The following is a 13,819-nucleotide window of genomic DNA, read 5'->3' as shown; positions in this document are numbered from 1 at the left end:
GCAGCGCCAACACAACTCGACTAAATTGCTAAATCATAATCTCAGCATCGTCTTGTCGGCAACCACATGGTGCGAGCTAAATAAACCGGGCCAGTAATTACACATCATAGCTTTACACTGGGAAGAGCCTTTGCTGCAATGCTTCAACTTGAATAGAAATCGTTCATTGTTACTGTCAGTCAGATTCGTATTTTGCTGCGAAACACCGACAACTAGCCAAAAAAATTGCCATATTTTTTCCCCACAGACCCAAAAACCTTGCAACGGCGGCTTCGGTCTCGGATAGGTGAGATCATAAGGGGAATATGTGGCTTACGATCCAATTCAAATTGCTGAGGAATTTTTCGAGTCTGTGCGCCGTGTGCGGGCGCTTGGTGCTGGAACTCCCGAAACTGCTTACTATCCTGCGCTTCACGCTTTGTTTGAACGTGTCGGCGGCTCACTTTCGCCCAAGGTTCTGGGATTGTCGCAACTTGCGAACACCGGCGCTGGCAGCCCGGACTTCGGATTATTTGCGGCTAGCCAGATTCAAAAAGGTGAACCTCGCGCCGGACAGATGCCTGAGCGGGGTGTAGTCGAAGTAAAGGCAGTCGCAGATGAAAGTCTGTTTACCTCAACACCTAAACAACTCAGTAAATATTACGACGCCTACGGGCTCGTCTTCGTGACCAATCTGCGTGCGTTTCAGCTTGTCGGTCCGGGACTGGACGGATCGGCCACGCGGTTGGAAGCGTTCACGCTAGCTGAAACTACTGCTGAATTTTGGTCGCTAGTCGAAACCCCCGCAGCATCAGCTAAAACGGCAGGCCTTGCATTTATCGAATATCTTCGACGAGCATTTACGCAGAACGTGGCGTTGGTGCAGCCAAAAGACGTGGCGTGGTTCCTTGCCTCCTATGCGCGCGACGCTCTGGCACGGGTCGATGCGGCGGGCGATCTGCCTGCTCTCAAGACTGTGCGTTCAGCCCTTGAAGATGCGCTGGGCATTACCTTCGATGAAGAAAAAGGCGATCATTTCTTCCGCTCCACCCTCGTCCAAACGCTATTTTATGGTCTTTTTTCGGCTTGGGTAATTTGGGCGCGCACCACCCCGCGCAATCCGCCGCGTTTTGATTGGCGTTCGGCGGGCTGGAGTCTGCATGTACCCTTCATTCAGACTTTGTTCCAGCAACTGACTTCGCCGCAACATATCAAGCAACTCGATCTGGTGGAGGTGCTCGACTGGACCGGAAACACGCTCAACCGGATCGACGCGGCGGAATTTTTGGAGCGTTTCGATCAAGGCGAAGCAGTTCAATATTTCTACGAGCCGTTCCTTGAAGCCTTCGATCCTAAGCTGCGCAAGCAGTTCGGCGTGTGGTATACCCCTGCTGAAATTGTTGATTACATGGTCGCGCGGGTGGATCGGGCGTTGAAAGACGAGCTAGGAATTGCCGACGGCCTCGCCGATGAGCGTGTCTATGTGCTCGATCCGTGCTGCGGCACGGGCGGCTTTGTTAATTCCGTGCTTCGCCGCATCCGTACCAATCTGGCAAGCCACGGGCTGGGAGATGCACTGGCCGACCGGCTGCGCGATGCGGCGCAAAATCGCGTATTTGGGTTTGAGATTATGCCAGCACCGTTCGTTGTCGCACATATGCAGGCGGGAATGACGCTGGCGGGAATGGATGCACCGCTTGCCGAGGATGCGCGGCCAGCAATTTACCTCACCAATGCGCTGACGGGATGGGAACCCCACACCAACAAGCCGCTGCCCTTCCCCGAGTTGGAGGCCGAGCGTGCTTCTGCCGATGCGATAAAGCAATCCAGCCCAATCCTGGTGATTCTAGGCAATCCGCCTTATGACGGTTTTGCGGGAATATCCGATAATGCTGAAGAACGCGCATTAAGCAGCGCTTACCGCACGGTCGAAAAGGTCGCCGCGCCACAGGGGCAAGGCCTAAACGAACTGTATGTCCGCTTTTTCCGAATGGCCGAACGCCGCATTGCCGAAAAGACCGGCGAAGGCGTGATTTCATTCATATCCAACTACAGCTGGCTGGACAGTCTTAGTTGTCCCGGTATGCGCGAACGCTATCTGGAGGTGTTCGATAGCATCGCCATCGATTGCCTCAACGGTGACAAATACAAGACCGGCAAGACAACACCTGAAGGGCTGCCCGATCCATCGATCTTTTCGACGCCCGCCAACAAGGCGGGCATTCAAGTGGGCACTGCGATTGCAACGATGGTGCGCAAAAAAGATCACAAACCAGCCGAAAGTGTTGGCTTCCGGCATCTTTGGGGAGCGGCAAAGCGAGAGACTCTGGCAGCGTCGGCGGATGCTGACGCGGTAGCGCTTTACGAAAGTGTAATCCCATCTTTGCCGATGCGTTTGCAGTTCATGCCCGCTAATGTCAGCGCGGACTATTTCGAATGGCCGCGCTTGACGGAACTGCTGCCGGTCAGCTTTGCGGGAGTAAAAACCAGCCGCGACGAATTCCTTGTCGATATTGACCGCGACGCGCTTGAAAAGCGTATAGCGCGATATTTCGATGCAAAAGTCAGTGATGCCGATCTGGCGAAGGCATATCCGCCACTGATGAACGCGTCTACGCGTTATGATCCCGCTAGCACCCGAAAGGCACTTTTGAACCGAAAGCACGCGCTTGGCGACATTGTCAGATATGCCTATCGACCGTTCGATGTGCGCTGGACCTATTGGGACCCTGAGACGAAACTGATCGACGAAAAGCGTCCGGAATTTTTTGGAAACACTGGCTTTGACAATCGCTTCCTAACGGCGGGCGAGCGCAATCGGATGGGCGTTTTTTACAAGCCGCAATCGGTTAGCGTGCTTGGCGATCATCATCTTGTGGAAAGCAACGTAGCCATTTTTCCGTCAACCGTGCGACAGGACAGTCAAAATCTCGAACCGAACGTTGCCAAATCGCTCAAAACTGAGCTTGCAAACCGAGGTCTTTCAAGCGGTCAGCTATTCGACCACATTCTAGCAACACTGAACGCGCCAACATACGAAGTTGGCTACATTGACGCGCTGAGAATTGATTGGCCGCGTATTCCGTTTCCCGGTGACCATGAGGCATTCACCTCGTCTGCCGAATTGGGTGCTGCACTTTCGGATTTGCTCAATGCTGAAATCGACGTTGATGGAGTCACCCGTGGATCGCTGTTTACGGGTCTTTCAGCGGTTGCGACACCTCGCGGCAAGTCATTCGAGGTGACTGCCGGGTGGGGCTACAGCCAGCGTCGCGATAACGGAACTCGGCTTATCATGCCCGGTGGTGGTAAAACCACTGCGCGCGCGTGGACAGATGCCGAACATAATGCCTTATCGCAAATAGCAGCGCGGCATGATCTCGACCACGAAACGCTATTCGGTCTCATCGGCGAGCAGGCCGTGGACGTCCAAATCAACGACGATGCCAAATGGGAGGGAGTGCCTGCCAAGGTTTGGGATTATACGCTTGGCGGATATCAGGTGCTCAAGAAGTGGCTTTCCTACCGCGAATCCGACGTTCTCGGTCGCGCGCTGACCGGTGACGAAGCGCTGCACTTCGCCAAAACCGCACGCCGTATCACCGAAATCCTGTGCATGGGTCCAGCCCTCGACGCCGCCCACGCGCTAGCGCGCGACTGCGCCGTGCCATGGGTGGACGGAAAGCCTACCGAAGCCAAAACCGATTAACTGAAAGCCTGTTCATGCCGATTTTTACCACAAGTAACGTCCCCATCCTCTCGCTGATAGAGGATATAGATATGGGCAAGATCGGTTTGCCAGAGTTGCAGCGCCCGTTCGTGTGGCCAAACAAGAATGTGCGCGATCTGTTTGACTCGCTTTATCGCGGCTATCCGGCAGGATTTCTCTTGTTCTGGAAAACCGGGAGCGAAGGTGGTCTAAAGAACATCGGCACAGACGCAAAACAGTCGGTTCCCGAGCTTGCAATTGTGGACGGGCAGCAGCGGCTGACTTCGCTCTATGCGGTAATAAAAGGCGCAGAAGTGTTGCGCGCCAACTTTAAAAAGGAACGCATTCAAATTGCGTTCAATCCGCTTTCTGGCCGTTTTGATGTGGCCGACGCTGCGATAAAAAAGGATCGGGCATTCATCCCGGACATCTCAGTTCTTTGGGCGGCGGATTTTAAGGCAAGCGCTTTCCGCAAAGCATTCATCAAGCAACTCAAAGAAATCCGGGAACTGAGCGAGGAGGATGAGGAGGAGATCGAAGGTGCAATTGATGAGTTGCTCAATCTGCCGAAATACAACTTCGTAGCGCTAACGCTCGCGTCCTCGGTGGATGAAGAGACGATTGCCGAGGTATTCGTGCGCATCAATGGCAAAGGTAAAGCGCTCAAACAGGCTGATTTTATCATGACGTTGATGTCGGTCTTTTGGGAAGAAGGGCGGATCGAGCTGGAAGATTTTGCCTTGAAAGCAGCGATGCCGAGTGATGGACAGTCTTCACCTTTCAACCACTTCCTCAAGCCAGCGCCGGACCAGATGTTGCGCGCCACGGTTGGTCTCGCTTTGAAGCGGGCGCGATTGGAAAACGTCTATGGCGCGTTGCGTGGCCGCGATGCGTCAAAGGGTGGCGATAATCCTGAAAAGCGCGATGCACAGTTTGCACTGATGCGCGAAGCGCAAAAAGCTGTGCTCAACCTCGCGAACTGGCACCATTTTCTCGATACGTTAAAGCTGGCAGGTTATCGCGGGCAGAAAATGATCAGCTCGGAAACAGCGATCATATACTGTTACGTCCTTTATCTTATCGGTATCCGCGATTACGGCATTGATCGCACCTTAATACGGCAGGTAATTGCCGAATTCTATTTCATGGCGTCAATGACTGGACGCTACACAAATTCGCCTGAAACGCGGTTCGAGGCAGACCTTTCGAAGGTTCGCGATCTAGCTAATGGCGCAGCTTTTGTTGCCCGCTTGCGTGAGATTTGCGCGACCACATTGACAGGAGACTATTGGGACATAGAGCTGCCAAGCCAGCTTGCCACTTCCGCCGCGCGCAGTCCGTCGTTGTTCGCGTATCAGGCTGCATTGATAAAGCTGGATGCACCGGCGCTCTTCAGTCCGATGAAACTGGCGGCTATGGTCGACCCAGCTATCAAGGGTTCAAAGGCAGCACTGGAACAGCATCACCTTTTCCCGCGCGGGTTTCTGGAAGATCAGGGTGTCAAAGACCTCAAAGTCATCAACCAGATTGCGAACTTTGCGCCGGTTGAATGGCCTGCAAATATCAAGATCGGCAAACAGGCTCCGGCAAACTATGTGCCTGCGCTTGATGCTGCCATGTCGGCTGCTGAGAGAGAACGGGTATACAAGCTACACGCGCTCCCGCCGCTCTGGTGGGACATGGCCTATGAAGAATTCCTTGTCTCACGCCGGTTACGCATGGCACAAGTTGTGAAAGAAGCTTGGGAAACCTTGATCGGCGATACCAAAACCGAACCTGAAGCCCCTCCGAGTGTAGCCGAACTGATCGCTGGAGGTGAAACGGGTGCCACGGAATTCAAATCGACCCTGCGCACTAATCTCCATACCGGCCAACATGACGAGAAAATGCACCTGTCCGCTCTGAAGACCATTGCCGGTTTTCTCAATGCGCAAGGTGGAACCCTGCTGGTTGGCGTTTCTGATGATGGCGAGGTGCTTGGCTTATCTGCCGATGGGTTTGCCAATGAAGACAAGATGGGTTTGCATCTGGTCAATCTCGTCAAAGACCGCATTGGGGACGTTTTCCTTCCCTATGTTCACCAACATTTTGAGGATCAAGATGGCGAACGAGTTCTCACTATTCGGTGTGAAAAGGGACCAAAGGCTGCCTTTGTCAAGGATGGAGGTCAGCAACGCTTTTTTGTTCGTGGCGGGAATGCTACCACCGAACTTTCGGGCAATAGCGTGATGGACTTTGTTAAACAGAGGTTCGGCTAGGTTACCTGACGCATCAAATTCTGCGAGTTTGAAAGTTTATGACAACTACATAGCATCTACCCCCGTAGTAGGGGCTAGCGAAACCGCGACGCGGCTTTGGCAGCAGGGGTTGGTCTTCACCATATTATTCACAGTTATTGTGTGCGGTAAAAATAGGAACTATCATCGAGAATAAAATCTGGCACAAGTAGTCAGATGGATATTGATGCAATCATTGCGGCGAACGCTCCGCCTGTTACTCCTGCGGGGGCTATTGAGAACGCACCAAGATTAGCTTCCTTTTTCCGGAAGTTTGATCCGGTGAGTGTCGCATCGATTTTGGCTGGATTGCAGACTTTCCGGGAATATCAGGCAAACTATCGACTGGAATGGGCAACGCGGCTCGCGCTCGCATTGGGCACGGGTGCTGCAATACCCAATTCGCCACAACTCAGGACGCTTCTGAACGTCTTGCTAGAGAAAAGTCGCGTGAATCGGCTCGAAGATCCTCTTGAAGACGTGATGGTTTCAGCCGTGCCCACGTCGCGCGGCGAATTTCTGATGCTTACTGGGCTTTGGGAGAAAGCTGCTCATCATACGGAATCGGTCGTGCGCGCGTTCGAACACCTACCCGATGATGATCAAAAAGAAGCGGCTATTGAGGGTGCTTATGCGCTGCTGTTGATTTCGGATGTGGTCTGTCAACGATCTAATCTCGGGCCAAATGCAATGGGCGTCAGTAACCCTCGAAAGACTATGCCTCTAACTGGCGCGGGGTTGCTGTCGAACGCGAAGGCGCGGGTTGAATTTGGCTGGAACGAATTGGCGGAACTTGGCATTTCGAAAGATTGGCTGACGCCGTTTATATTACAAAAATCAGAATTTGCGACTTTGCTGGAAAAGGCGTTGGGTGATTCTGCGCTTGAATTTAAACCTCTCGTCGAGACACAGACCGGCATTGCCATTGTTGGACCAACTAACCTTTCAACCGCAGTGCGCGGTTATCTGATCAACACCGCAATAGCTGGGGGGCAAGGCAACGCACTCCGTCGGAAATTGTTGCTAGCGCATTCCGAAATCATAGAAACCGGCAGCTTTATTCGAATAACTGGACCACTTAGCGGCTTTGGAACGAGCGGGTTTTGCCGGGAGCACATCAAGCAATTGTGTCCAGGAAGGTATGTTCACATTCTTCAAGCGATCGATCACTTTGGCGAATGGCCGCAGAACGCGTTTTGTGCGGATAGCGAAGTTGGCAACAACCTTTTCGGCAATGCTTTAGCCGAAACGATTTTGAAAGCGCAGACTGAGATCGAGAGCAAAGCCGACTTCGTAGACGGAGTCACTTTCGTGTTCTTAAGTGGTTGGGGATCGGGACATTCGTTTAGCTGGCCTCGCAGCGGCACATTTGCGCGTTGGCGGGTAATCTTCATGGAACCCGAAGATGCAATGTTTCTCGGTGTCTGCGAAGACGGGAAAATCGAAGACATCTGGCGAATGGACAAGCAGCATGAACTTGTTACTAGCCAAGGGTTTCATTTTCAAAACGCCAACGGCCTGCTCAATCTTTTTGAATGGTGGCGCAACACGAACTACATGTTCGTGCCCGAACATGTCTTGGACGCCCAACCGCCAACAACAATTTATTTCGATTCCAACTTGCTGCTCGAAGCGCGCCGAGAGGCAGTCGAAGCGCTGGGAAGGCGTTGCTTGCCAACCCCCAAAGGCGATCCGCTGCTCGTGATGCGACTGGACCCCAAAAGCCATTTTTCGGGGCGGCAACCTGTCTATGCGTCGATGGCGGCGGCAAAGTCCGGTGTGCTGATGGCTGCGGTGGAAAGCGAACGCGGCATTGTCTGGGTTCAGCTAATGACTGGTCGCGACGACCCTAACTCATTCGATGCACACGAAACATGGTCTGCGCTGCTTGCGTGGGCCGGACGTTTGCTCAATCCTTTTCTGGGTCACTACGACTTACAGCTGCATAAACCTATTCTGATCAGGTTTGTCGTCGGCTTCCAAAAAGATCGCGACCTTCAGGACATGACCGATACTGAAATCTTGGAGACGGTGAGCGTCGGTTGGGACCATGTAAGTGGTTGCATCGGGCTATTTGCAGAACCTGCATGGCATGTGGCTTTGCAGCGCAAAGAAAATATCGCTGAAGCGGTGCTAATAGCAAACTTCTTATCGGGTGTTGCCAGCGCGACTGGAACGGCGATTCCACCTGTTGATCTGATTGATTTCGCCGTTCGCGGAATAGGAAGCCCATTTGCGCGATGGCGACATTCTTTTCTCGCGCAGCGCCCGATTGATATGCTCAAGGCCCTTGGATTGGTGCCGCGTTTTCGGGCGATCCCTAAGTCTGCTGGGGCATTGATCAAGACGGGGCTGGGTTGGCGAAGTCGGCAAAGGTCGGATGGCTATCTGATCGAAGGCAAGGCCGGCTGCCGCGCGTTTCTTGATGACCAACACAATTGGCTGCTCCGTTCGCTTTTGACCGAGGTGGCGAAATTTGACCGTCAAAGCCTCGTCAGCACGTGTCTGAACGCTATCCAAGCGGCTCAAGGAGAAGGAAGGGGCTGGCAGGAAAGCGCTTTGGCGTTGCAATCTATCCACGGTCGGCAAGAAGATTTTGACGTAAGCTTCAATCAAGGCGGTATGGCCAATGCCGTCATTCGTGCGGCAACAATGTTGGTGGAACTTGCAGTAGCAGAATCTCCGATTTCGGGGGGACGGTCGGTAGGCTATTTCGATTTCGACGAACTCCAAGCCCATGCGGCACTGCTTTTCAAGAACGCCGACACGATCCCAGCGCTAGAAGGTGGGTGGCTCAAGGCCGAGATCAGAATCGCGCCAACTGGTGACGTGCTGCTTGACCGGTCGTTCGAGGAGGAAAGCCTACAAAAAACAGCCGAGACACGGCATCAATCCGAACGTGACGCCAAATCTGAATCGCACGTCGATACCGAAGAAGGCACTGAGGGAATTACTGATCCGGGTGATGCACTAACTTCAGCCATTGTCGCGGAATTCGGAGTCGAAGACGATTTATATGTCGGATTTGCTAACGCACTCGCGTTAATAGCCGAAACTGTCGATGCCAGTGTTTTTTCGATGCGGCGATCAGAGCTTCGAATGGCGGTAAACGGACAGGACGAACAGTTGCGAGACCTCGCGCCCTTGATTGATCGTTACACACTTCGCTGCCGCGCTGGATGGACTACGACTCACGTCGGGGCAATTCCCCGAGACTACGACCTCGCTAAATTTGACCGTCGCTATTCGCTCATTGGCCGCCCGATTGTCGCTTTAGATGATGATGATGACCCACTATTGATGATAGCGCCCGGCGTGGTTGAGCGAAGCGTGTTCCACAACTTGGGTGGAGCCTTAACAGGCGGCCTCCAGAATGAATTTTGGTCCAGCCGGGAGATGCAGAAATTCGCCAGCAAGCGTGGAGACGAAACCGGACTCGCTTTCAACGATGAATTGGCCCGCGAATTGATTTCAATGGGTCTGGAAGCTCACGCCTCTGCCAAGCTAACGTGGTGTCTGAATCACAAGGGGACAGATGATGTCAAACGGCTCGGGGATGTTGATGTTCTGGTTCTTTCACCCGATCAAACCAGAGTATGGGTGATAGAAGCGAAGGACTTGAAAATGTGCAGGACGTTGGGTGAGACAGCACGCCGTCTGTCAGAATACCAAGGGAAGCCCAAGTCGAATGGCAAGCCAGATAATTTGATGAAGCATCTAACTCGCGTCGATTATATTCGAAAGCACGCTGTAGACCTCCAGAAGCGATTTAACCTTGGGAAGACGCCATCAATTTCGGGCATGGTCGTTGTGGGATCACCACAGCCAATGGAATCAATAGCAATTCCGGGCGGGAAGGACGCAATTACAGTTCGAAAAGACGGTTTGGTGGCTGTGCCTTGGAATGAAGGGTATTGAGCGCCAATAGATTGCCGGGAGTCGCGTCCATATCCACTTTTAATTCGCCAACGGCGAAGCGGATGCGGACGCAGAAGAGCGCAGAGTTGGGGGTGAATCGAGGCTCGTTTCCCCTTAATCCCTATCCTGCTTGGCCTATATCCCGATCAAGTTCGCCAGCGGCGCATCGGAAATAGGCTGAAATGCTTGTATGGCAGATCGCATTCAAACTCGATGCGCCACACGTCTGCCAAGCAAGCTAAACCCATTCGCACGAACAAGGATGCCAGCGGCATGTCGGCGACCGGCTATAAGAGAAACAAAATATCGCTAAGGGACCCTGACGGAGTTATCCGATAGGGGATAGGAATTTACCCCCGTGGCGTTCGCGTCCGGCGAACGGGTTTAGCCGCGAGCCGCGCCTTTGCCCCCGCCGACGCTCTGGCCGTGTTGTCACTTTCAGCCAGATCGGTCATCATTGGTTCCCATCCGCTCATGCCCTGCAAAACGCGGTCGGCATGTTTGATAGTGTTAACATGCCCATAATGCTGCTCGATCATTTTGACGGAAGTGCCCATCTGCTCAGCGAGGATATAAACATCGACACCTTCGCTAAGCCGGAAGGTGGCATAGGTGTGCCGGAAGCAATAGGTTGAACGCGGTGTGCCATTCGGTCCGATTTTGAGTTCCGCGTGGGTCAGCAGTTTTTCAACGGCATCTTCAAAAAGATATTTGGCAGGCTTGCCGCTGATAATTGTGAATACAGGATCATCAGGTTGCGTAGCTTTCGAGATCGCGCGAATGCGATTAAGATAATCGCCCACGCTTTTGGGGGCTACCAGCTTGCGCGATTTGGCTTTACCTTGGACGAACAGAACAATGATTTCTTTCCCGTCGCGATCCTTGGCAGGCATGATGTCGCGCCAGCGAAGGTTCTTGGCCTCGGGCGGACGCATCCCCGTGTTGCACATGATAAGCATGAAATTGTAGCACATCGTGCGCGACCATGTGCCGGGGGCATTTGTAGCCTTTTTAATCCAAGCGCGCCCCGCAGTATGCAGCTTGCGATATTCCTCCAGCGTGAATTCATCACGGCGCATGGTTTTGAGTTTGGGCTTGCTCTCGAAACGCTGGTTTGCTGGAACATAGCGTTTGCGGATGGCAAAGTTCATGGCCGCATTGAATGCGCCCATTTCAAAGCTGATAGTGGAATCGCTGATCCGTGCGCGATGCCGTCCCTTGCCATTCTCGCGCCGCCAAGTTGGATAAGCCGCCCAGCGATCTTGGCCCACTAAATGAATCTGTGTGCTGCCCACATAACGGTCTAGCGCACCCAGCAGCACATTTTTTAGATTTTTGACGCGTGCTTGGGAAATCTCGCCCGTGTCAGCGCGGCGCTGCTGCACGGCAATAAATTCCTCCGCCACTTGCCGAAAGGGCCGGTTGAATACCGGCACGTCATGCTTGAGGCGAAAACGCACATCGGCGTCGTGATCGAAAGCGCGGTCGCGCGCGGCATCCCGCTCGGGCGTCCCCAATGCAATGGTCTTGTAGCGGTCGTCTTTCGGCAGCTTTATCCGGCAGTAGAAATTGCGATGCGCAACATCGCCACGCCGGAAGATAATAAGTCCGGGTTTGAGTTCTTCCTTATCGGTGATAAACGCCATCGCATCCTCCACTGTGCAGAATCCGTGCAGATTGGCGGCGTAAGTCATTGATTTGCCGTATCTGTGTAGGCTCTGTGTGGATGTTTATATATGTTTTTGTTGTTTAATCATAGAACTTTAGTTAAATACTCTCATCCTGAACTCGTTTCAGGATCCAATCAGACGAGCGGACAATCTATAGAGATCCTGAAACAAGTTCAGGATGACGAGGTTCTTCGAATATAGACGGCGGGTGGTTCATCATGACAAGAGGGTGGTTGCGCCACCAATTTGATCCGCAACCCATGATATTTTCGACCTGCGATAAAACCTCCAAAACGGACCATTTTCACTAAAAACATCCATTATGGACAATGTAACATCTTGTAAATTTTATCACCTCGACTCACCATGGCCCTCGTAGCGAATACCGGGATTAGCCATTGTCGCGCGAAGTAGGCATTTGAATAGGGGGATATTTTGCCTGCTGCTATCCGTCGTCACGCCTTTGTGCGTGGCCACCCCGGTCCCAATCGTTATAGACTTGCGTTTCGAGCTCTGGATGCTGGCCGTTGTCCAGCATCCAGAGTGGAGATAGTGTAGTAAAGCGCCGCCCCGCTCCCTCTTTCGTCATCCTGAACCCGTTTACCTTCGGTGGCCTAACGGCTCAGGATCTATTTCACCAGCCGCGCAGGTTGCGCTTTTTGCACGATGGATCCTGAAACAAGTTCAGGATGAGAGTATCTAACTAAAGTTCTATGAATAAACAACAAAAACATATATAAACATCCACACAGAGCCTACACAGATACGGCAAATCAATGACTTAGCCCGCCGATCTGCACGGATTCTGCACAGTGGAGCATGGCGATGGCGTTTATCACCGATAAGGAAGAACTCAAACCCGGACTTATAATCTTCCGGCGAGGCGATGTGACGCATCGCAATTTTTACTGCCGGATTAAGCTGCCGAAGGACGACCGCTATAAGACCATATCATTGGGGACGCCCGACCGGGATGCCGCGCGCGACCGTGCTTTCGATCACGACGCCGATGTGCGATTTCGGCTCAAGCATGACGTGCCGGTGTTCAACCGGCCCTTCCGCCAAGTCGCGGAAGAATTTCTTGCCGTGCAGCAGCGCCGCGCTGATACAGGCGAGATTTCCCAAGCGCGGGTCAAAAATCTCAAAAATGTGCTGCTTGGTGCGCTAGACCATTATGTCGGTAGCACACAGATTCATTTGGTGGGTCAAGATCGCTGGGCAGCGTATCCGACTTGGCGGCGCGAGAACGGCACGGGACGCCATCGCGCCCAGATCAGCGATTCCACTATCAGCTTTGAAATGGGCGCTTTCAACGCGGCCATGAACTTTGCCATCCGCAAACGCTATGTTCCAGCAAACCAGCGTTTCGAGAGTAAACCCAAACTCAAAACCATGCGCCGTGATGAATTCACGCTGGAGGAATATCGCAAGCTGCATACTGCGGGACGCGCTTGGATCAAAAAGGCCACGACCGCGCCCGGAACGTGGGCGCGCACGATGTGCTACAATTTCATGCTTATCATGTGCAACACGGGGATGCGCCCGCCCGAGGCCAAGAATTTGCGCTGGCGCGACATCATGCCTGCCAAGGATCGCGACGGGAAAGAAATCATTGTTCTGTTCGTCCAAGGCAAAGCCAAATCGCGCAAGCTGGTAGCCCCCAAAAGCGTGGGCGATTATCTTGATCGCATTCGCGCGATCTCGAAAGCTACTCTTCCCGATGATCCGGTATTCACAATCATCAGCGGCAAGCCTGCCAAATATCTCTTCGAAGATGCCGTCGAAAAACTACTGACCCACGCGGAACTCAAAATCGGGCCAAACGGGACACCGCGTTCAACTTATTGTTTCCGGCACACCTATGCCACCTTCCGGCTTAGTGAAGGTGTCGATGTTTATATCCTCGCCGAGCAGATGGGCACTTCAGTCAAAATGATCGAGCAGCATTATGGCCATGTGAATACCATCAAACATGCCGACCGCGTGTTACAGGGAATGAGCGGATGGGAACCGATGATGACCGATCTTGCTGACAGTGACAGCACGGCCAAAGCTTCGGCGGGTGCAAAGGCGCGGCTCGCGACAAAGCCCGTTCGCCGAACGCGAACGCCACGGGGGTAATCATTCGCCTCTTATGAGTTTTCATAAAACCAGCGTCGGGCTGCGATGTGCAGCGCGGACTTAATTATCGCCGTTCGCCGCCATGCCGCTGGCATTCTTGGTCGAGCGAAGCGGTGTGGCTTGCTTGGCAGACCTGTGGCGCATCA

5 protein-coding genes are annotated in these 13,819 nt (G+C 53.2%); 4 read left to right on the top strand and 1 reads right to left on the bottom strand.

Annotated elements, in window-relative coordinates:
* The first annotated feature begins 307 nt into the window (after window positions 1-307).
* The 3 genes from V7676_RS12545 to V7676_RS12535 all read left to right on the top strand — a co-directional run bounded on the left by V7676_RS12545 (window position 308) and on the right by V7676_RS12535 (window position 9,882).
* Complete coding sequence (locus V7676_RS12545) at window positions 308-3,688, top strand: type ISP restriction/modification enzyme (RefSeq protein WP_335660035.1); 3,381 nt, start codon at window positions 308-310, stop codon at window positions 3,686-3,688.
* Window positions 3,689-3,702: 14 nt separating this feature from the next.
* Complete coding sequence (locus V7676_RS12540; RefSeq protein ID WP_335660034.1) at window positions 3,703-5,946, top strand: GmrSD restriction endonuclease domain-containing protein; 2,244 nt, start codon at window positions 3,703-3,705, stop codon at window positions 5,944-5,946.
* 195 nt (window positions 5,947-6,141) lie between these two features.
* Window positions 6,142-9,882, top strand: a complete 3,741-nt coding sequence (locus tag V7676_RS12535; RefSeq protein WP_335660033.1) for a hypothetical protein — start codon at window positions 6,142-6,144, stop codon at window positions 9,880-9,882.
* Window positions 9,883-10,232: 350 nt separating this feature from the next.
* Here V7676_RS12535 and V7676_RS12530 read toward each other — a convergent pair whose 3' ends face one another.
* The gene (locus tag V7676_RS12530) at window positions 10,233-11,576 is read right to left on the bottom strand and encodes a tyrosine-type recombinase/integrase (protein WP_335660032.1); all 1,344 of its coding nucleotides are present in this window, start codon (window positions 11,574-11,576) and stop codon (window positions 10,233-10,235) included.
* An 801-nt stretch (window positions 11,577-12,377) separates the two neighbouring features.
* Here V7676_RS12530 and V7676_RS12525 point away from each other — a divergent pair.
* Window positions 12,378-13,673, top strand: coding sequence for a tyrosine-type recombinase/integrase (locus tag V7676_RS12525; RefSeq protein WP_335660031.1), 1,296 nt, complete (start codon window positions 12,378-12,380; stop codon window positions 13,671-13,673).
* The last annotated feature ends 146 nt before the right edge of the window (window positions 13,674-13,819 follow it).

Origin of the sequence: Parasphingorhabdus sp. (assembly GCF_036963805.1) — a bacterium.
Classification (GTDB): domain Bacteria; phylum Pseudomonadota; class Alphaproteobacteria; order Sphingomonadales; family Sphingomonadaceae; genus Parasphingorhabdus.
This window is presented reverse-complemented; position numbering and strand designations above follow the sequence as displayed.

Excerpts from the sequence above, each read along its gene's own strand:
- V7676_RS12535 (WP_335660033.1), top strand. The coding sequence starts at position 6,142 with ATGGATATTGATGCAATCATTGCGGCGAACGCTCCGCCTGTTACTCCT.
- V7676_RS12540 (WP_335660034.1), top strand. The coding sequence starts at position 3,703 with ATGCCGATTTTTACCACAAGTAACGTCCCCATCCTCTCGCTGATAGAG.
- V7676_RS12530 (WP_335660032.1), bottom strand. The coding sequence starts at position 11,576 with ATGACTTACGCCGCCAATCTGCACGGATTCTGCACAGTGGAGGATGCG.
- V7676_RS12525 (WP_335660031.1), top strand. The coding sequence starts at position 12,378 with ATGGCGTTTATCACCGATAAGGAAGAACTCAAACCCGGACTTATAATC.